Annotated in this window: 17 protein-coding genes; 15 read left to right on the forward strand and 2 right to left on the reverse strand. The window is 62.8% G+C overall.

Annotated features, from left to right (window positions below):
• Positions 1-3: 3 nt before the first annotated feature.
• The 7 genes from B5M41_RS01140 to B5M41_RS01170 are packed head-to-tail and all read left to right on the forward strand — an operon-like array spanning position 4 to position 8,155.
• Positions 4-672: a 4-carboxy-4-hydroxy-2-oxoadipate aldolase/oxaloacetate decarboxylase gene (locus B5M41_RS01140; RefSeq protein ID WP_134650334.1), complete on the forward strand. Its 669-nt coding sequence runs from the start codon at positions 4-6 to the stop codon at positions 670-672.
• A gap of 44 nt (positions 673-716) precedes the next feature.
• Complete coding sequence (locus B5M41_RS01145; protein ID WP_134650333.1) at positions 717-1,907, forward strand: mandelate racemase/muconate lactonizing enzyme family protein; 1,191 nt, start codon at positions 717-719, stop codon at positions 1,905-1,907.
• 16 nt (positions 1,908-1,923) lie between these two features.
• Positions 1,924-2,583: a 4-carboxy-4-hydroxy-2-oxoadipate aldolase/oxaloacetate decarboxylase gene (locus B5M41_RS01150; RefSeq protein WP_134650332.1), complete on the forward strand. Its 660-nt coding sequence runs from the start codon at positions 1,924-1,926 to the stop codon at positions 2,581-2,583.
• 20 nt (positions 2,584-2,603) lie between these two features.
• The gene (locus B5M41_RS01155; RefSeq protein ID WP_134650331.1) at positions 2,604-3,983 is read left to right on the forward strand and encodes an FAD-binding oxidoreductase; all 1,380 of its coding nucleotides are present in this window, start codon (positions 2,604-2,606) and stop codon (positions 3,981-3,983) included.
• A gap of 41 nt (positions 3,984-4,024) precedes the next feature.
• Positions 4,025-5,047 (forward strand): ABC transporter substrate-binding protein, encoded by a 1,023-nt coding sequence (locus B5M41_RS01160; protein ID WP_134650330.1) that lies wholly within the window; start codon positions 4,025-4,027, stop codon positions 5,045-5,047.
• A gap of 26 nt (positions 5,048-5,073) precedes the next feature.
• Entirely contained in the window at positions 5,074-7,434 is a 2,361-nt protein-coding gene (locus B5M41_RS01165) for a molybdopterin-dependent oxidoreductase (RefSeq protein WP_134650329.1), read from the forward strand.
• Between the two features lie 28 nt (positions 7,435-7,462).
• A complete protein-coding gene (locus B5M41_RS01170; RefSeq protein WP_167719222.1) occupies positions 7,463-8,155 on the forward strand; it encodes an RraA family protein in 693 nt (230 codons plus the stop codon).
• A gap of 85 nt (positions 8,156-8,240) precedes the next feature.
• Here the strand turns inward: B5M41_RS01170 and B5M41_RS01175 are convergent, their stop codons facing one another.
• Positions 8,241-9,830 (reverse strand): ABC transporter substrate-binding protein, encoded by a 1,590-nt coding sequence (locus B5M41_RS01175; RefSeq protein ID WP_134650327.1) that lies wholly within the window; start codon positions 9,828-9,830, stop codon positions 8,241-8,243.
• A 254-nt stretch (positions 9,831-10,084) separates the two neighbouring features.
• On the opposite strand from B5M41_RS01175, the gene B5M41_RS01180 reads away from it, so the two are divergent.
• The 6 genes from B5M41_RS01180 to B5M41_RS01205 all read left to right on the forward strand — a co-directional run bounded on the left by B5M41_RS01180 (position 10,085) and on the right by B5M41_RS01205 (position 14,537).
• The gene (locus B5M41_RS01180) at positions 10,085-10,462 is read left to right on the forward strand and encodes an NmrA family NAD(P)-binding protein (protein WP_230639941.1); all 378 of its coding nucleotides are present in this window, start codon (positions 10,085-10,087) and stop codon (positions 10,460-10,462) included.
• 348 nt (positions 10,463-10,810) lie between these two features.
• The gene (locus B5M41_RS01185) at positions 10,811-11,575 is read left to right on the forward strand and encodes an amino acid ABC transporter ATP-binding protein (protein ID WP_134650325.1); all 765 of its coding nucleotides are present in this window, start codon (positions 10,811-10,813) and stop codon (positions 11,573-11,575) included.
• Positions 11,572-12,216 (forward strand): amino acid ABC transporter permease, encoded by a 645-nt coding sequence (locus B5M41_RS01190; protein WP_134650324.1) that lies wholly within the window; start codon positions 11,572-11,574, stop codon positions 12,214-12,216. Before B5M41_RS01185 ends, B5M41_RS01190 begins: the two co-directional genes overlap by 4 nt.
• Positions 12,216-12,878, forward strand: coding sequence for an amino acid ABC transporter permease (locus B5M41_RS01195; protein ID WP_134650323.1), 663 nt, complete (start codon positions 12,216-12,218; stop codon positions 12,876-12,878). Before B5M41_RS01190 ends, B5M41_RS01195 begins: the two co-directional genes overlap by 1 nt.
• 23 nt (positions 12,879-12,901) lie before the next feature.
• A complete protein-coding gene (locus tag B5M41_RS01200) occupies positions 12,902-13,741 on the forward strand; it encodes a substrate-binding periplasmic protein (RefSeq protein ID WP_134650322.1) in 840 nt (279 codons plus the stop codon).
• A 61-nt stretch (positions 13,742-13,802) separates the two neighbouring features.
• Positions 13,803-14,537 carry an aspartate/glutamate racemase family protein gene (locus B5M41_RS01205; RefSeq protein ID WP_134650321.1) on the forward strand — a complete coding sequence of 245 codons (735 nt, stop codon included), beginning with the start codon at positions 13,803-13,805 and terminating at the stop codon, positions 14,535-14,537.
• A 57-nt stretch (positions 14,538-14,594) separates the two neighbouring features.
• On the opposite strand, the gene B5M41_RS01210 is transcribed toward B5M41_RS01205, so the two are convergent.
• Complete coding sequence (locus B5M41_RS01210; RefSeq protein WP_134650320.1) at positions 14,595-15,512, reverse strand: LysR substrate-binding domain-containing protein; 918 nt, start codon at positions 15,510-15,512, stop codon at positions 14,595-14,597.
• Positions 15,513-15,604: 92 nt separating this feature from the next.
• Here B5M41_RS01210 and B5M41_RS01215 point away from each other — a divergent pair, with 92 nt between their 5' ends.
• Together B5M41_RS01215 and B5M41_RS01220 are read left to right on the forward strand one after the other, a co-directional pair.
• Positions 15,605-18,046: a GcvT family protein gene (locus B5M41_RS01215; protein WP_134650319.1), complete on the forward strand. Its 2,442-nt coding sequence runs from the start codon at positions 15,605-15,607 to the stop codon at positions 18,044-18,046.
• 270 nt (positions 18,047-18,316) lie between these two features.
• Entirely contained in the window at positions 18,317-19,156 is an 840-nt protein-coding gene (locus tag B5M41_RS01220; RefSeq protein ID WP_134650318.1) for a MetQ/NlpA family ABC transporter substrate-binding protein, read from the forward strand.
• Positions 19,157-19,163 lie beyond the last annotated feature (7 nt).

A 19,163-nucleotide genomic window follows, 5' to 3' on the forward strand; every position in this document is an offset into this window, starting at 1 on the left:
TCCATGAGTTCGTCTCACGATAGAGAAAACGCGATCGCCCTCGCCAAGGAACTGCTCTCGTTCGGTTCCGCCGTGGTGTTCGATTCGCAGAACCGCACGGGCGCGCTGGCATCGGCGATCAAGCCGCTTCACCGCGACATGAAGATCGCCGGCCCCGCCTTCACCTGCGCCTGCGAGCCCGGCGACAACCTCACGCTTCATGCCGCGCTGAAGATGGCGGCCCCGGGCGACGTGCTGGTCTGCGATGCCATGGGGGCGACGGAGCAGGGCATGTTCGGCGACGTCATGGCAAGCTGCGGCCTCGGGCGCGGTCTGGCCGGCCTCGTCACGGATGGCGGCGTGCGCGACAAGCTGACCATCATCGAGGTCGGTTTTCCGATCTTCGCCGGCAATGTCTGCATGAAGGGCACGGTCAAGGAGGTGCTCGGCCCGGTCAACGCGCCAATCACGCTCGGTGGCGTTCTCGTCCGGTCTGGCGATCTTGTCATCGGCGACGAGGACGGTGTCGTCGTCGTACCGGCGGAGACGGCGGAAGCGGTGCTCGATGCCTGCCGCAAGCGCGCGCAGAAGGAAGCCCAGACGGTCTCCGCTCTCGCCGATGGCAGAACGCCCTGGGATGTCAACGATCTCGGCGGCTTCCTCCGCGCCAAGGGCGTCGCGGTCAATTTCTAAGACGACAACAGCACGGCCGATCGTTCGGCCGCAGGACCCTTAAGATGAAGATCAGCAATATCGAGACCTTCCTGTTTCATCCCGGCAGCGGCAAGAACCTGCTGTTCGTGCGCGTCGAGACGTCCGATGGCACCTATGGCTGGGGCGAGGCCTATGTCGGCGTGAAGAAGGAAGCGATCGTCGAGAAGTACGTCAACGCCATGGCGCCTTATCTCGTCGGCCGCAGCCCCTACACGATCCGCCACATGGCGCAGGTCATGTTCGACGATTTCGCCATCCGTCGCACGTCGGTCGATTTCCTCTGTGCCTGGAGCGCCATCGAGATCGCGCTCTGGGATATCGTCGGCAAGCTCTCCAACCAGCCGGTCTATAATCTGCTGGGGGGCCCGGTGCGCGAGAAGGTTCGCATCTATGCGAATGGCTGGTGGTATGGCGTCACCAATATCGAAGAGACCGTGGAGCGGGCGCTGCAGGTCAAGGACATGGGTTACACCGCGCTGAAGTGGGATCCGTTCCCCGGCCCGTGGCGCACCTTCATCTCCCGCGAAGAAGAGGACTATGCGGTCGACAATGTCCGCGCGGTGCGCGAAGCACTCGGGCCTGATATCGATCTCCTGATCGACGCGCATCGCCGCGTCGCGCCGCATCATGCCATCCGCGTGGCGCGCCGGCTCGAGGAATTCGGCATCTTCTGCTACGAGGAGCCCTGCCTTTCGGACAATATCGATCTCGTCGCCGAAGTGCGCCGCTCGATCGCCACGCCCGTCGTGACCGGCGAGACGCTCTATACGAAGGAGCAGTTCGCGCAGGTCTTCGAAAAGCGCGCGGCCGATATACTCAATCCGGATATCTGCGCTGTAGGCGGTATTCTCCAGATGCTCGACATCGCCGCCATGGCGCAGCCGCACGCGATCGCGATCAGTCCGCACAACTATAACAGCCCCATCATCGGTCTCGCCGCGACGGTACATCTGTCCGCGCTTATCCCGAATTTCCTCATCGCCGAATGCTTCATCAACCTGTCGGACGCCTGCGCGGAAATCGCCTCGCCGGGCCTGACGATCGAGGATGGCTGGGTCGACCTGCCGACCGGCCCGGGCCTTGGGGTGGACATCGATGTCGATGCCCTTCGCCGGCATCCCTACAAGGATTTCCCGCACAAGGACATGCGCCAGTACTGGGAAGAGTTCCCGCGCAAGAATTACGTCTGGGGCGTCGCGAACGTTACCCGTTGAGAACCGGAGACAGAAAATGACCGATTTTGCTTTGACGCCCGAACTGCTGGCCCGCTACGAAACCGTGACCGCGGCAACCGCGCATGAAGCCATGGGCCGCAAGGGCGCGCTCGACTCCGCGATCAAGCCGATCCGCAGCGGCATGCGCGTGCTGGGGCCGGCCTTCACCTGCGTCTGCCCGCCCGGCGACAACCTGACGCTTCATGCGGCATTGAAGCTTGCCAAGCCTGGCGACGTGCTCGTCTGCGCGGCCGCGGGCTTTACCGAACAGGGCCTGTTCGGCGACGTCATGGCGAGCGCCGCCAAGGGCAAAGGCCTTGCAGGCCTGATCGTCGATGGCGGCGTGCGTGACGCCAGCGACATTCACAGGATCGGCTTCCCGGTCTTCAGCCGCTCGATCTCGATCAAGGGTGCGGTCAAGGAAACGCTCGGGCCCTTGAACGAGCCGATCGTCCTCGGGGGCGAACTGGTTTCGCCGGGCGACCTCATCATCGGCGACGACGATGGGGTGGTGGTTATCCCGAAGGCGCTGATCGCCGAGACCGCAGACGCCTGTCTTGAGCGCGAGCAGAAGGAAATCCGATTCCGCGAAGCGCTCCTTCAGGGCAACACGACCTGGGAAATGCTCAACCTCAACGCCCTGATGGAAAAGAAGGGAAGCGCCTTCCGCCTGTAAGCGGTGGGGCTTGCAACGGCATGACCACTATCGATCAGACGATCAATGAGCTCGAAGCCCTTTTCGGAACGCGTGTCTCACGCGCCGAAGCGGTGCGCAAGCACCATGGCGACGATCTCTCCTATATTCCGGCCATGCTGCCGGATGCGGTGTTCTTCGCGGAAAGCACGAAGGATGTCAGCCAGGCACTTGCGATCTGCAATGCCAATCGCACACCGGTCATACCCTTCGGCACGGGCACGTCGATCGAGGGGCAGACCCATGCCCTGAAGGGCGGCATCTCCATCGATGTCTCGGGCATGGCCGACATCCTCGCCGTGAACGAGGCGGACTTCGACGCCGTGGTGCAGCCGGGCGTTCGCCGCAAGCAGCTGAACGAGCATCTTCGCGCCACCGGCCTGAGCTTCCCTGTCGATCCGGGCGCGGACGCCTCGATCGGCGGCATGGCGGCGACCCGCGCCTCGGGTACGAACGCCGTGCGTTATGGAACGATGCGCGAGAACGTGCTGGCGCTGGAAGTGGTGTTGCCGGACGGCAAGGTCATCCGGACCGGAACCCGCGCCCGCAAGTCCTCGACCGGCTACGATCTGACCAAGCTCTTCGTCGGCTCGGAAGGCACGCTCGGCATCATTACGGAGGCGACCGTGCGGCTTCATCCGATCCCGGTGGCCATCTCGTCTGCCGTCTGCACGTTCGGCTCTCTTCAGGGGGCTGTGGACGCGGTCATCGCGACCATGCAGTCCGGCGTTCCGATGGCCCGCATCGAGTTTCTCGATGAGGTCGCCATCGAGGCGGCCAACCACTATTCCAAGCTCAGCCTGAAGATCGCGCCGACGCTGTTCCTCGAATTCCACGGAACGGAAACGGGCATCAAGGAGCAGGCGGAAACGGTCGAGGCCATCGCCGCCGAATATGGGGCGGACGGCTTCGAATGGGCCTCGCGCCCGGAGGATCGCAATCGGCTCTGGCAGGCGCGGCACGATTCCAGCCACGCCACACGGGCGCTGCGTCCTGGCTCGGCGAACTTCGTGACGGATGCCTGCGTGCCGATCTCCGCGCTTGCGGACAACATTCTGGCCGCGCGCGCGGATGCCGATCAGTCGTTCCTGCGCACGAAGATCAACGGTCATGTCGGCGACGGCAATTTCCACGTCAACTATCTCGTCATGCCGGGTGCGGCGGACGAGATCCGCGAAGCCGAGCGGCTTGCGGCGCGCGTGGTGGAACGCGCGCTCGAAAGCGGGGGCACCGCCAGCGGCGAGCATGGCATCGGCATCGGCAAGCTGAAGTTCATGCGCCGCGAACACGGGCCTGCGCTGGAAAGCATGGTCGCCCTCAAGCACGCCTTCGATCCGAACGACATCATGAATCCCGGCAAGCTCGGCTCGCTGCCCGACTAGCCGGATCTCCCATAAAACATCCTCATGAGAAGGAACTTGCAATGACACAGTCCCCGGAATTGACCCGGCGCAGTCTTCTCGCCGCAGGCCTTGGTGCCGGTGTTTCAATCGGGCTCGGCCTGCCGGCATTCGCCGCGCAGAGGGAAATCAACATCGGCATCAATACCGGCCTGCCGTTTCTTCCCTACGCCGTTGCCGAACAGCTCGACCTGTTCAATACGACCGCAAAGGATCTCGGCGTCACGGATGCCACCTTCGCGATCCGCCGCATCAACGTGGCTACCGCACTGATCGACGCCATTCTCACGCAGAACGTCCAGTTCGGCACGCTCGGCAACCAGGCGCTCCTCAACACCTGGGCCAAGACGCGGGGCAACGTGAACTTCCGCGGTATCTCGGCCTACTGGAAAGGCAAGTTCTCGGTCTTTTCCAACACGGACAGGATCAAGAGTTTCGCGGACATCGGGCCGGACGACAAGATCGCCGTCCAGGGGCCGAAAAGCGCGCAGGCGCTTTACGTCAAGCTGGCTGCCATGCACTATTTCGGGCCGGATCAGGCACACCGCTTCGACAACCAGCTCGTTCTGTTGCCGCACACCGAGGCGGTGACGGCGCTGACGCGGTCGGATGCCATCCAGGTCTATATGGGGATTTCCCCTTATTCGGAATTCGTTGCGAAATCGCCGCGGGTTCACCTTCTGGCGACCTCGCGCGACTTCGCCGATCCGGCGACCACCAATGCTTTCCTCGGCGCCATCGAGCCTGTTTACACGGCGCACCCCGATGTTCCGGCCGTGATCATCGAGACCCTGAACCGTGCCAACAAGATTATCCTTGAGGATCCCGCACAGGCGACCAAACTGTATTCCGCCGCGGAAAAGACGCCTCTGTCGTTTGACGAGTTGCGCGCTGTCATCGCGGCGAGCAATGATGATTATGCCACCGTGCCGAACGGCCTCATGAAGGTGGCGAATGTCATGAGCGAGCTTGGAGACCTGAAGGATGTTCCCGCGTCCTGGAAAGACTTCTTCATCGGCCCGATCACGCAAACCGAAGGCAGTTGATCTCACCTGAACAGGAGCAGAGCCTCATGTTGCCAACGCCCGAGCGGCAGACGATCGCGACCCATTGGGGTCTCTACCGGCCGAAGATGGTCGATGGCACGATCGCGCGCCTCGATCCCTTCGAGCTGGACAAGGATCCCGTGCCGCTTGCAGAGGGGCTGGTCGAGGCCCACTCCGCGCCGTCGCGCATCCTGAGGCCGGCGGTGCGGCAGTCGTTCCTCCAGGCGCGCGAGGCAGGACGCCGCGGTGCCGGCGATGGCGCGGGCAGGGGCTATGAGCCCTTCGTCGAGCTGCCCTGGGACGAGGCGCTCGACCTCGCGGCCGCCGAGCTGGATTACGTACGCCGTACCTTCGGCAACAAGGGCATTTATGGCGGTTCCTACGGCTGGAGTTCGGCCGGACGGTTCCACCACGCGCAGAGCCAGGTGCATCGTTTCCTCAACAGCATCGGCGGCTATACGCGGTCGGTGCAGAACTACAGCTTCGCCGCCGCGGACATGATCCTTCCGCATGTCATCGGGAGCCGGAAGGGCCTGATCGACGGCCACACGTCATGGGAGCGGCTCGTCTTACACGCGAAGATCGTCGTGATGTTCGGCGGCGCCCCGCTGCGCAATGCGCAGGTCGGCTCCGGCGGCGTGGCGTCGCATATCGTTCGTGAGGCGATGGAGCTTTCCGCCGCCAATGGCGTGCGGGTCGTCTCCGTTTCGCCGATCAGGGACGATACGGCGGGCGATAATGTCGAATGGCTTCCTATCCGCCCGGGAACCGACACGGCCATGCTGCTGGCGATGATGCAGGTTCTCATCGCCGAGGGACGTGCCGATCTCGACTTCCTGTCGCGCTATACGGTCGGCTACGACAAGCTCGCGGCCTATGTGACCGGTGCCGTGGACGGACTGCCGAAGACGCCGCAATGGGCCGCCGACATCTGCGGGGTACCCGGCGAGACCATCCGGGGCCTCGCTCTTGCGATGGCCGGTACGCGCAGCTTCCTCATGATGTCATGGTCCTTGCAACGCGCGGATTTCGGTGAGCAGCCCTATTGGGCAAGCGTCGCGCTCGCCGCAATGCTCGGGCAGATCGGTCTGCCGGGCGGGGGTTTCGGGTTCGGTTACGCCTGCGCCAACGGTATCGGCAATGCGATACCGGACGTCAAATGGCCCTCCCTGCCGCAAGGCACGAACGCGGTCTCCGATTATATCCCCGTTGCACGTATCGCCGATGCGCTCCTGCATCCCGGCGAGGGCTACGATTTCAACGGCGAGAGCCGGGTCTATCCGGACCTGAAGCTCATCTACTGGGCGGGCGGAAACCCCTTCCACCATCACCAGGACCTCAACCGGCTCCGCCGTGCCTGGCAGAAGCCGGAGACCGTCATCATCAACGACAGCTGGTGGAACCCGCTTGCGCGCCATGCGGACATTGTGTTTCCGGCGACGACGACGCTCGAGCGCAACGATATCGCCTGCTCGGCGCGCGATCTGTTCATCGCAGCCTCCCATGCAAGCCTTGTTCCGGCCGGCGAAGCGCGGGATGACCACGCGATCTTCGCGGGCCTGGCCGATCGGCTCGGTGCACGCGATGCGTTCACCGGTGGGCGGGATATCGAATCCTGGCTCCGGCACATGTATTCCAACGCCCGGCAGATGGCGGCCGGTATCGGTCATGAACTGCCGGAATTCGAACGCTTCTGGTCGCAAGGCGTCGCCCTCCTGCCGCCGCCTCCGCCGGCGGAACAGACGGATCTGCTCGGCGCCTTCCGCGACGATCCGGAAAAGCATGCGCTGGACACCCCGTCCGGCAAGATCGAGCTCTACTCCGAGACGGTCGCCGGCTTCGGATATGACGATTGCCCGGGGCATCCGGCGTGGCTTGCGCCAAGGGAATGGCTGGGGGCGCCGCTGGCCGCCCGCTACCCGCTCCATCTTCTCTCCAACCAGCCCAAACGCCGGCTGCACAGCCAGTATGATGTCGCGGCCCATTCGCGGAGCGGCAAGGTGCATGACCGCGAGGTGATGCGCATGCATCCCGACGATGCGGCCGCACGGGGGCTTGCCGATGGCGACGTGGTGAAGGTCTTTAACGATCGTGGCGCCTGCTTGGCTGCTGTAGAGACAAGCGACGATCTTCTGCCTGGTGTCGTCCAGCTCGCCACCGGCGCCTGGTATGACCCCTTACCGGCCGCCGCCGACGATCCACAACCCTTGGAAATCCACGGCAATCCCAACGTCCTGACGGCGGATGTCGGCACATCGCGTCTCGCCCAGGGGCCGAGTGCACAATCCTGCCTCGTCCAGGTGGAGCGGTTCGATGCGCCGCTGCCGCCCGTCCAGGCCTTTACCCCTCCACCCTTCGTGTCTCGGCTGCGCGACACGAAGGCTTGACGAAACCCATCATTCTCCAGGAGCCACCATGGTCGCGCCTGCCTCTCATGTCCTTTCTGCCGATCCTTTGGCCCTTGCCTTCGATGCTTTCCAGCCGGCCACCGTTTCGGATGCCATGTTTTCGCTCGGCCTGAAGGACAGCGCGCTGGATCCGACCGTCCGGCTGGTTTCGGGACGGCGCATTCTCGGCCGCGCCCGCACTGTCGGCCGCACGCCGATCACCGCCAATGCAGGTCAGGCCGAATTGGCGAAGGACTATGCCTTCGCGATCCAGCAGGTCATCGACGGCTGCAAGCCGGGCACGGTGATGGTGATCGCGACGCAGGGGATCGCATCCCACGCCAACTGGGGTGGCAACATGGCCCACCGCGCCAGCCACCTCGGCGCCGTCGGCCTGGTCACCGATGGCGCCTTGCGTGATGTCGAAGAGATGGAAGGTTATGGACTGACGGTCTTTGCCCAGGGAACCTCCGTGCGCGCCGGACAACACCGCTTCGCCACCACGGTGGCCAACGGGCCTGTCATCTGCGGCGGCGTCTATGTGCGGCCCGACGACATCATTCTGGGCGACCGCGACGGCGTGCTCGTCATTCCGCCGGAACATGCCGGGGACATCGCCCGCAAGTCGGCCGAACTCCTCGGCATCGAAAAGGAGATGCAGGCGTTCATGGACAGTGGCGCCTCGCTCTACGATGCGGTCCAGAAATACAAGGTCCGCTGAGATGGTGCGCTCTGCTTTCGCTTGACCTGACTTCCTGCGCACGACGCCGCCGCTTGGACGAAGGGCCGCGCGACGTCGTCAATGCCTAGGAGACCACCCAGCATTTTGTCAGCGCATGTCCACCCATGAGCTCGCCGTTCGGATCGTCGATCCAGCCGCCGACGCGCGGGGTCGTCGCATCGATATAGTTGTTGAACATGGGGACGATCACGCCTCCCTGGTCGCGCAGGATGACGGCTGCCTGGCGGTACAGAGCCTTGCGCTTGTCGGTATCGAGTTCGGCGCGTGCGCCAATGATCAGCTTGTCGAAGTCCTCCCGGAAGAACCTTGTGTCGTTCCATTCCGCGCCGGAGAGATAGGCGAGAGAATACACTTGATCCTGCGTGGGGCGTCCGGTCCAGTAGGACATCGAGAACGGCTGCTTGTTCCACACATCCGACCAATAGCCGTCGCCCGGCTCGCGCTTGATCTCGAGCGTGATGCCGCACTTGGCGGCGCTCTGCTGGAAGAGCTGGGCGGCGTCCACCGCACCGGGAAAGGCGACCTCCGACGTGCGCAAAAGGATGGACCCGCTGTGGCCGGATTTCTTGTAGTGCTCCGCGGCCTTTTCCGGATCGAACACCCGCTGTTCGATATCATCGTCGAACAGCGGGTAGCCTTTGATCATTGGCGTGTCGTTGCCGACCGTGCCGTAGCCGCCGAGGATCTTCTCGACCATCTCCTCACGATCGACGGCGTACTTCAAGGCCAGCCGCAAGTCGTTGTTATCGAAGGGGGCGGTGTCGCAATGGGCAATCATCACGTAATGACCCTTGCCCGGCACGTTGCGGATCGTGACGCCCGGCACGCGCTCCACGAGCTCCACGACCTTGGGCTCGACCCGGTTGATCATGTCGATCTGGCCGCCTTGCAGGGCGGCTGTGCGCGCGGTTGAATCGTTCATCACGATGATTTCGATGCTGTCGGCGTGGCCGCGCACATCGCTGCCCCAGTAGCCTTCGTGCTTTTCGCCGACATGGCGCACGCCCGGCTCGTTGACGACGATCTTGTAGGGGCCGGTGCCGATCGCTGCCGTCGGGTCGTCCTTGCCGCCATTCGGCTGGATCATCAGGTGATAATCACCGACCACGTAGGGCAGGTCGGCATTGGGCTCTTTCAGCGTAATAACGATGTTGCGCCCGTCGGCCTTCACCGTCTCGAATGCGGAGACAAAGGGCAGCGCTGCCGATTTGGAGTTCTTATCCGCGTGGCGCTCGAAAGTCGCGACGATGTCTTCGGGTGTCAGGACCTTGCCATTGTGGAAGGTGACGTCCTGGCGGATCTTGAACGTCCAGGTCCTGGCATCGCGCGAGGCCTCGTAGGCTTCCGCCAGGCGGTACTCGATCTCGCCGGCCGGCGAGATCTCGAGCAGCTGTTCGCCCCAACAGCGCCCGAGCGTATACGGCACCTGGCTTGCCCATGTCGCGGGGTCGAGGCTGTCGGTTGCCGCACCGCCGACCATCCCGGCCCGCAATACCCCGCCCTTTACGGGAGACTGGGCCGCAGCGGCGCGCGCGAGCATCGTGTTCGCAGCCGCCGCCGACAGGCCGAGCGCTGCGGCACGTCCGAGAAAATCCCGTCGGTTCAGCCGCCCGCCGAGAAGAAGCCGGCTGAGTTGATCGAGGTCTCTGGACATGCGCGCTTCCCTTCTGACAAGATCTCCACGGCCATCTTGCATGCCTGTGGAGCTCTTTGCCAAGTGGGTAGAACGATTTTTTGAGAGGCGGGCGCAAGCGGCCAGCCGGTCGGCTGATTCTATCGGGAAGTCTGCGAAAACAGCGAGCCAAAGAGGTTGGTTCGCGCCTTCGCTCCTTCATGGAGATGCTGCTGCTGCCCGGCATGGGACTGCCTCGAGGCAGGTTCACCTTCTTCATGAGACCGGACCAATCCATGCAGATGATTGCTCTCGCCGATTTAGGCCGCATCAATGCCGAAATCCTGATGGCTCCGGATCGCTATTGCGGCAAAGTTATCGAGTTGGCCGGTGCGTCTGTTACCGGCAAGGACTTGCAAGATGCGTTCACAAAGGCAGCGGGTCGACCGATCATCTACAAGCGTTTTCCGGATGAATTGCTTGCGGCCAATCCTTTCCTTCGCCGTTTAGCCGAGCTTCAGGATAGCGGCCTGCTCGCCGGAGCGGCCGACTTGACAGGGCTCGCGCGCGAATTCGGCCGTCTTGCTTCGCTCGAAGAATGGCTCGGTGGCCCCGGAAAAACGCTATTCGACGCGGCGCTCAATCATGACGGGGCCGAGGTGGCACTGCGTTAGCGCGGTCCGGAGACGTTGTGCTCCGTGCGATAACGTTCTTCTCTCCACAACATGAAGAGGGGTGTGATTTCGCGCCCCCTCAGAGTTGGCATAACCTCAAGTTTGGTGGGGCAGCAATTTTTTCGCCCTGCTCAGCATACGGCAGAATGCTACCATCCTCATAATAAAGACGGGAACACGGCCTCAAGCGGAAATCCGACGGCCAATCACAACCAGGCAGCGCAGGCGATAACCGGCCCGCAGAGGCGGCGCGCGGGGTGCTGATCTATTGGGGGTCACGATGATATGGATGGCGCCATCCTTTGTTTGCCGGACGACGATTGGCAGCGTGGCGGGGTACAGCCCGCAATGATGCCAGCTTCGACCGACGCCCTCATCCGCCTGAAAACCCTCAGCAAGCACTACGGCAGCCACACGGTTCTCGACGGCATCGATCTCGATGTGCGGTCCGGCGAGGTGCTTGCTATCATCGGGCCGAGCGGCTCCGGAAAAAGCACCCTGCTGCGCTGTATAAACTATCTTGAGCCGCCGGATGGCGGGACCATCACGATCGGCTCGATGACGATCGACGCTGCTCGTCCGGTTGCGCGGGCGGAACTCTCCGGCCTGCGTCGACGGGTCGGCATGGTGTTTCAGTCCTTCAACCTCTTCCCGCACATGTCGGTTCTGCGCAATGTCAGCCTTGCGCAGGAACGGGTGCTTGGTCGCGGTCGTGCAGAGGCGGAGGAGCGGTCCATGCAACTCCTCAAGCGGGTAGGGCTTGCAGACAAGGCGACACAGTTCCCGGTCCGTTGTTCGGGTGGCCAGCAGCAGCGCATTGCCATTGCACGGTCTCTCGCCCTCGACCCCGAGATCATGCTTTTCGACGAGCCGACTTCGGCGCTTGATCCCGAACTTGGCCTGGAGGTTCTCGCCGTCATGCGGGAACTTGCCGAAACCGGTATGACGATGATCGTCGTCACGCATGAAATGGGGTTCGCCGAGAACGTTTCCGACACCGTCATGATCATGGCCGATGGGCATATCGTCGAGAAGGGACCATCCAAGGAAATCATGCGCAATCCGCAGCAGGAGCGGACCAAACGCTTCCTTCGCGCGGTACACGACCGATGAACGCGGCGGACCTTCTGCCGCTCCTGCGCGGCTTGACCTGGACGGTCGCACTCACGGCCGGTGCCTTTTTCATTGGCGCCGTGCTTGGTGTCCCGCTGCTTGCGGCGCGGCGCAGCCGCCTCTGGCTGCTCCGCTTCATGGCCATGTCCGTTATCCAGATCGTGCGCGCCATCCCGCCGATCCTCTGGCTCTTCATCATCTTCTTTGGCCTTGGTATGGGCGTGATGCCGATCAGCCCGTTCAACGCCGCCCTGATGGGCCTCGGGCTGATCGCAGCGGCGAACCTGGCGGAAATCTATCGAGGCGCGGTCGCTTCCATCCATTTCGGTCAGTGGGAGGCCGCGGCGGCGCTCGATCTCGGCCGCTGGTCGACCTTCCGCGATATCGTCGCGCCCCAAGCCTTCCGCGTCGCGCTGCCATCGGCGGCGAGCTACCTGATAGGGCTGATGAAGGAGACCGCGGTCGCCTCGACCATCGGCGTGGCGGAACTTGCCTATCAGGGCAATCAGCTCTCCCAGCTGACGTTCCGAGGCCTTGAAGTCTTTGCGCTGGTCGGTCTCTTCTACGTGCTCCTGAGCCTGCCGATCTCCTGGCTCTCGCGCGTCGCCGACGGTTACCTCCGGGCAAAGGTGGCACGCTGATGTTTCCGACCCAAGACGAAATCTCCGCCTGGCTACCCGACCTTCTCGGCGGTCTCTCCATCAGCCTCCAGGTAACGGCCTTCAGCTTGCTGATCGGCATTCCTTTGGGCCTTCTCCTCGCATTGGGGGTTCTCGCCAGGAGCCGCTGGCTGCAAGTTATCAGTCTTTTCCTTGTGGAGATCGGCCGTGGCGCGCCGGCGCTGGTGCTTCTGCAATTCATTTATTTCGGCCTGCCGACGACGGGGTTGACGCTCGGCTCCTTCTCGGCCGCGATCATCGCCCTTGCCTGGAACACCGGCGCCTATACCAGCGAAATCATTCGCGCCAGCCTTCAGTCCGTCGCGCATGGTCAGCGGGAGGCGGCCGAAGCACTCGGCCTCAACCGGTTCGATGAGCTGCGCTACGTGCTTCTGCCGCAGGGTCTTCGGGTGGCACTTCCGGCGCTGCTCGGTTTCTCCATCCTGATCTTTCAGGGCACTTCGCTCTGCTTCACCATCGCGCTACCGGAGCTGGTGAGCCGGGCCTACGAGATAGGGTCGACGACCTTCCGCTACTTCCCCGCGCTTCTCGCCGCGGGTGTGCTCTATGCCGCCATCTCCATTCCCGCCGCACTTCTCGTCAGCCACGTCGAAAAGCGCGCCGGCCTCTACGCGCAACGTTGAAACCAAGCTGAAAGGATACCTGCATGCCGAAGACAATCACCACCACGCAGTTCCTCCTTGCCGGCATTGCCGGTCTGGCCCTGACGGCCGGGGTTGCATCCGCCCAGGAGTGCACGCCGAAGCACCAGTTCACCACGATCGAGGCGGGCACGCTGACCGTTGCGGTCACCACCTATGTTCCGCATTCCTTCGTCGATGACAGCGGCAACATGAAAGGTATCGACGGCGATATCGCCGCAGAATTCGCCAAGCGCGAATGCCTGAAGGTCAAGGCTGTCGCGGTCGATCCGGCGGCGGCTATCCAGTATGTCCTTTCCGGTCAAGCCGATATCGCGACCGGAGACTGGTACCGCACGGCCGAACGCGCGAAGGTGATGAGCCTTTCCGCCCCGCTCTACACCGACCAGATGGGCATCTATTCCAAGGAAGGCTTCAAGAACGTTTCCGACCTCGAAGGCAAGCAGGTTGGTACGGTGCAGGGTTATCTCTGGGTCGCAGACCTGAAGGCGATGCTCGGCGGTTCGCTGAAGCTCTATCCGAACTCCGTCAACATGCAGCAGGATCTTTCGTCGGGCCGCATCGATGTCGCGGTCGACGGCTATTCGACCGGCGTCGTCGCGGAACAGAAGGGCGCGCTTGGCGACGTGAAGGTCAATGTCGCGGCTCCGGACCAGCGTGTGAAGGCCACCAAGGAAGCCGCTCAGGCAGCCTTCCCCTATTCGCTGAACGCCAAGGAATTCGGCGTCGCGCTCGATGCCGCGATTGCCGAAATGCATGCTGATGGCACGATCGTCACCATTCTCAAGTCCTACGGCTTGGATGGCACGGCCGCCGATACCGGCGCACCGCGTCTCGTCGAGTAACGACCAAGCGGGAGAGGGACCTCCCCCGCATTCCCCTGACATGGAATCGGAGAGAACAACGATGACTGTCTATACGGTCACGCGTAAGACGCAGTCGTGGTATGGTGAGCAGATTGGCATCCTGATCCTTGATGCCGCCTATCCCTGCATCCCCGGCAATGTCGGCAATGCGACGACCTATGATTATCCCGTTCGCTTCCAGGAGGTGAGGGGCGCCTCGATCGACCGCCTGCTGAACCAGCGCGATCCCGCCTTGAAGGATGTCTTCATCGAGGCCGCCGTCGAGTTGCAGAACCGGGGCGTCAAGGCAATCACGGGTGCTTGCGGCTTCATGGCCTATTTTCAGGAGGAAGTCGCCGCTGCGGTCGACGTCCCTGTCTTCCTTTCGAGCCTTATGCAGATTCCGTTCATGCATGCTCTGTGCGGTGGGCGGGTCGGCGTCATCACCGCGAACGCCACGCGATTGACGCCGCGCCACTTTGCCGCCTGCAACGTCGCCGATCACGTTCCCCTCGCCGTTGCCGGCATGGAGGGGCAGACGGAGTTTCGCGAGGCCATTCTGGAAGAGCGTGGAACGCTGGATTCCGCAGCCATCGAGCGGGAGGTGACGGAGGTGGCCCGGTGCCTCGTTGCGGACAATCCCGATGTGCGCTCCATTCTGCTTGAATGCAGCGATCTGCCCCCCTATGCCCACGCCGTGCAAGCGGCGACCGGTCGACCGATCTTCGATTTCATCACCATGATCAATTACGTGCAGCAAAGCATCGCGCGCCGCGCGTATACGGGCGCCATGTAGCAAGCGAGCTTGAGGCGGATGCAGAACCGGTTATGCGGCTCGATCACGGCTCTCCTTCTAGGCCGCGCCGTCAGCGTCCTGCTCGATCAGCCAATCACGGAAAAGTTCAGCCCCGCGCTTTGGTGGGCGTTGCGCCGGCATGATGATGTGGACCGCTTGTCCGGACCGATAGGATTCCCGAAGGGGAAGGACCAGCCGTCCGGCTTGTACATGGTCGTGGATGAGGTGCTTCCAGCCAAGTGCGATGCCCTGGCCAAGCACAGCCGCTTCGATGGAGCCAAGCGCATCGGTGAAGACGAAATCCTGTTTCAGCCGGGCAACCGGGACGGCATGGCGCTCCAGCCATTCGCGCCAGCCAAGACGGGTGCGGTGCCTTTCCTCGAAATTGAGCAGCGCATGCCGGAGGAGATCCGCCGGCTCGTGGATCGGCCCGTGCTCCCGTAGATAGTCGGGGCTGCACACCGGCATGACTTCTTCCGTCACAAAACGCCAGGAGTGGATGCCCGGCCATTTGCCGTTGCCGAGGCGTGCGGAAAGATCGATATCCTCTTCCACCAGGTCCTGGTCGTCGCGGCTGCTTTCCTCGATGCGCAGCGACACATCGGGGTGCTTGGCCTTGAAGTCCTTCAATCGCGGGAGAAGCCACAGCTGCACGAAGGACGCGGAGAAGGAAACGCGCACCACATCATTCGAGTGCTTCTTCTGCAGCGACGAGATTACCATGTGCAGATGGTCGAACGCCTCTTGCGTTTCCTTGTAAAGCCGTTGTCCCTCCGCCGTCAGTTCCAGCCGGGTGTGATCGCGGCGAAAGAGCTTCAGTCCCGTCGCCTCTTCCAGCAGGCGGATCGTCTTGCTGACCGCTGGCTGGCTGACATTCAACTCCTGCGCGGCGGCGGTGAAGCTGCGCCGTCGGGCTGCGGCCTCGAAGCAGAAGAGGTAGTTGGCGGACGGAACGAGCGAGCGGAGCCTGTGCATAATCTGAGGTTATGCCCCTCAAGAATTTTTAGCAAGATTACAGGCCTGGAGGCGGTTTGTAGGCTGGTGAAAATTCATTCGAGGGACTCTCCATGCAAACTCATGCTCGCGCCGTCGTCATCGGCGGTGGCTGCGTTGGCGCTGCCATCCTCTACGGTCTTGCCAAACGTGGCTGGACGGATGTCGCGCTTCTCGAGCGCACGCAACTGACCGCCGGTTCGACCTGGCACGCCGCCGGCCTCATTCCCTCCTATGCGCGCAGCATCAATATCGGACGGATGATCGCCAAGACCATCGAGATCTATGAGGGCCTGGAGGCGGAAACCGGCCAGCATGTCGGCTGGCACAAATGCGGCCAGTTGCGCATTGCAAACACGCGGGACCGTCTGGACGAGTACAAGAGCTACATGAGCGTTGCCGCCGTGCAGGGCATTCGTGCCGAACTGGTAACGCCGCAAGAAGCGCGCGAGCTTTGGCCGCTCTTGGAAAACAACAAGGACATGCTGGCGGCGCTTTACCATCCCGATGACGGGCACATCGCGCCCGCCGACGTCACGCAGGCCATGGCCAAGGGTGCGCGCGACCGTGGCGCGAAGATCTATCTCAATACCGAGGTGAGGGGTTTTGAGCGGCTTGCCGGCGGTGAATGGAAAATCGTCACCAACAATGGCGAGATCATCTGCGAGCACATTATTTCGGCGACCGGCAACTATGCCCGTCAGACCGGTGCCATGCTCGGCCTCGACATCCCGGCAATCCCCATCCTGCATCAATACTGGATTACCGATGCGGTGCCGGAGATCATTGAGCGCAAGCGCCAGGGGCTGCCGGAAATGCCGATCCTGCGAGATGAAGGTTTCGAGGGCTATCTGCGGGAAGAGGGGGACGGACTGATGTTCGGTCCGTACGAAAAGACCGAGCACCTGAAGCTTTTTGCCGAAAACGGCGTGCCTGAGTGGTTCGGTGCCGATCTTGTAGAGGAGGATTTCGACGCGGTGGCCTGGAACTGGGGGGCGGCCATGGAAATGGTGCCGGCGCTCGGTCGCGTCGGCATCAAGGCGAATGTCCGTGGCCCCTTCCAGATGACTGCGGACGAGCTGCCGCTGGTCGGACCCGCCTGGGGGCTCGAAAATGTCTGGATCGCCGAAGGTGTGCCCGGCGGTATCCTCTGGGGCGGTGCGATTGGCTACTATCTTTCCGAACGCATTGTCGAGGGCGCAAACAGTCTCGACACGTCCGAGCTCGATCCGCGTCGCTTCGGCACCTATGCCAACAAGGAATGGACGCGTCAAAAGGTGCGCGAAAGCTGGGGCACCCATGCCGAGCTACACTATCCCGGCCAGGATATGCCCGCTGCCCGTCCGCAGAAAACCGCGCCCTCCTATGATATCCTGTCGCAGCGCGGCGCCGTCTGGGGGGTGCTGAACGGTTGGGAAGTGCCGAACTGGTTTGCGCCCGATGGTGTGGAAGCCAAAGACCAGTACAGCTGGCGCTGGACGCAGAAGGGCCATTACGTGGCCGAAGAGGTGCGGGCGGTGCGTGAGGCGGTCGGCCTCGTCGAAATGACGCCGATGACGAAGTTCGAGGTCTCCGGCCCCCGCGCCGAAGCCTGGCTCGACGGTATCCTTGCCAACCGCCTGCCGAAAGCCGGCCGTGTCAATCTCAGCCACCACCTTACGAAGAACGGTGGCGTGCAGGCCGAATACGTCGTGGCGCGCCTTGAGGACGGCAGCTTCTATCTCATCTCCACACCACGCGCCGAACGCTGGAACTTCGACGATCTCTCGAAGCTCCTGCCGAAGAATGACAGCGTTCAGCTTCGCAACGTCACCAATGAGCGCGGCTGCTTCACCGTCGTCGGTCCCAAGGCGCGCGAGGTGCTGCAGGGACTGACCGAGATGGACCTCTCCAATGACGCGTTCCCATGGTTCGGCGTCAGGTCCGGTACGGTCGGCCTTGCGACGGACGTGCGCATGCTGCGCGTCAACTATGAGGGCGAATTGGGGTGGGAACTCTACCATCCACTGCCCTACCAGCGTCAGCTGTTGCAGGCGATCCTTGCCGCGGGGGCGCCACACGGCCTGCGCCTCGTCGGCTACGACGCGCTGGAATCGCTGCGCCTCGAAAAGTCCTACCGTGCCATGTATCGCGACATGAACCCGGAGCTGACGGCCTGGGAAAGCGGCCTCGACCGCTTCATCCGGCCCGACAAGGGCGACTTCATCGGCAAGGCGGCGCTGGTGCGCCAGCGAGAGGAAGGTGTCAAGCAGCGTTCGGTGACCATCGCCATCGACACGGACGGGGCAAGCTCGCTCATTCACGAGGGTGTCTATCATGACGGCAAGCTCGTCGGGCGCATCACCTCCGGCAGCTACGCCTACACGCTCGGCCACGACATCGCTTTCGCGCTGCTCCCGGTCGCGCTCGGCACGCCTGGAACGGAGCTGCAAGTGCCTATCCTCGGTGAGTGGCGCAAGGCACGAGTGATCGCAGAATCGCCCTACGATCCGGAAGCGTTGCGCGGCCGCATGTAACGAACCCGAGAGGAGTTGCCCTCGTTGACTACAACGTGAAGGTTCGCGTTAAGGCGTCCGATCTATGGGGGCAACGCCATCCAGACGATGCAGTCGATCGATCTCCCTGTCTTCATCGATCTTCGCTCGATCGCCCGGCACCGGCGACCGCCGACACGGCGTTTGAGAACAAAATTCCAGAGACCGTCGCCATAAAGATAATTTCCTCCTTTGTGTATAGAAATTATCGACTATTCTCCTGCGTATATCGGGCGTCGTTTGGAGATTGTAATGCGAAATCGGCTGTTGGGAACCTTCCGGGCACTGGCGGGGACGGCTGTCGCCGTTTCGCTCATGGCGACGGCCGTATTCGCAGACACGCTGAAGGTGGGCGTAACACCCGGATCGCTTGCCGATTCCGTAGAGGTGGCGGCGGCCGAAGCCCGCGAACAAGGCATCGATGTCAAGGTCATCGAGTTCACGGACTGGGCGACGCCGAATGTGGCGCTCGATGCCGGCGACCTCGACGTGAACTACTTCCAGCACCAGGCCTTTCTTAACAACGCAGTCTCGGAGACCGGTTTCAAGCTGAAGTCCGTCGCCGTCGGGCTTCTGCCGAATCTTGGTCTCTATTCCTCCAAGTACAAGTCGTTCGGCGAGGTGCCGCAAGGTGCGCGTGTCGGCGTGGCGAACGATCCCGTCAACCAGGGGCGCGGCCTGCTTCTCATCGAGCGTGCCGGCCTCATCAAGTTGCGCGAGGGTGTCGGCGCGCGCCCCACGATCGACGACATTGTCGAGAACAAGCGAGAGCTGCAGTTCGTCGAGATCGAGGGGCCGCAGCTCGTCCGCGCGCTTGAGGACGTCGATCTCGCGCAGGGGTATCCGGCGCACTATGTCAATGCGGGGCTTGCGGACATCGCCGGTCAGGCGCTGCTCTATTCCGGGATCGACGACACCGATTACGCGATCCGGTTCGTGACGCGTGAAAACAACGCGGACTCCGCGCTCGTGCGCCGCTTTGTCGAAATCTACCAGAATTCCGATGCCGTGAAGGCGCAGATCCACAAGTCGTTCGCCGAAAACGACAAGCTCTACAGCCTGCCCTGGACGCAGGGGCAGCCGGTCAACTGACCGCAAC

It is taken from the genome of Shinella sumterensis (genome assembly GCF_004514425.2).
GTDB classification, from domain to species: domain Bacteria; phylum Pseudomonadota; class Alphaproteobacteria; order Rhizobiales; family Rhizobiaceae; genus Shinella; species Shinella sumterensis.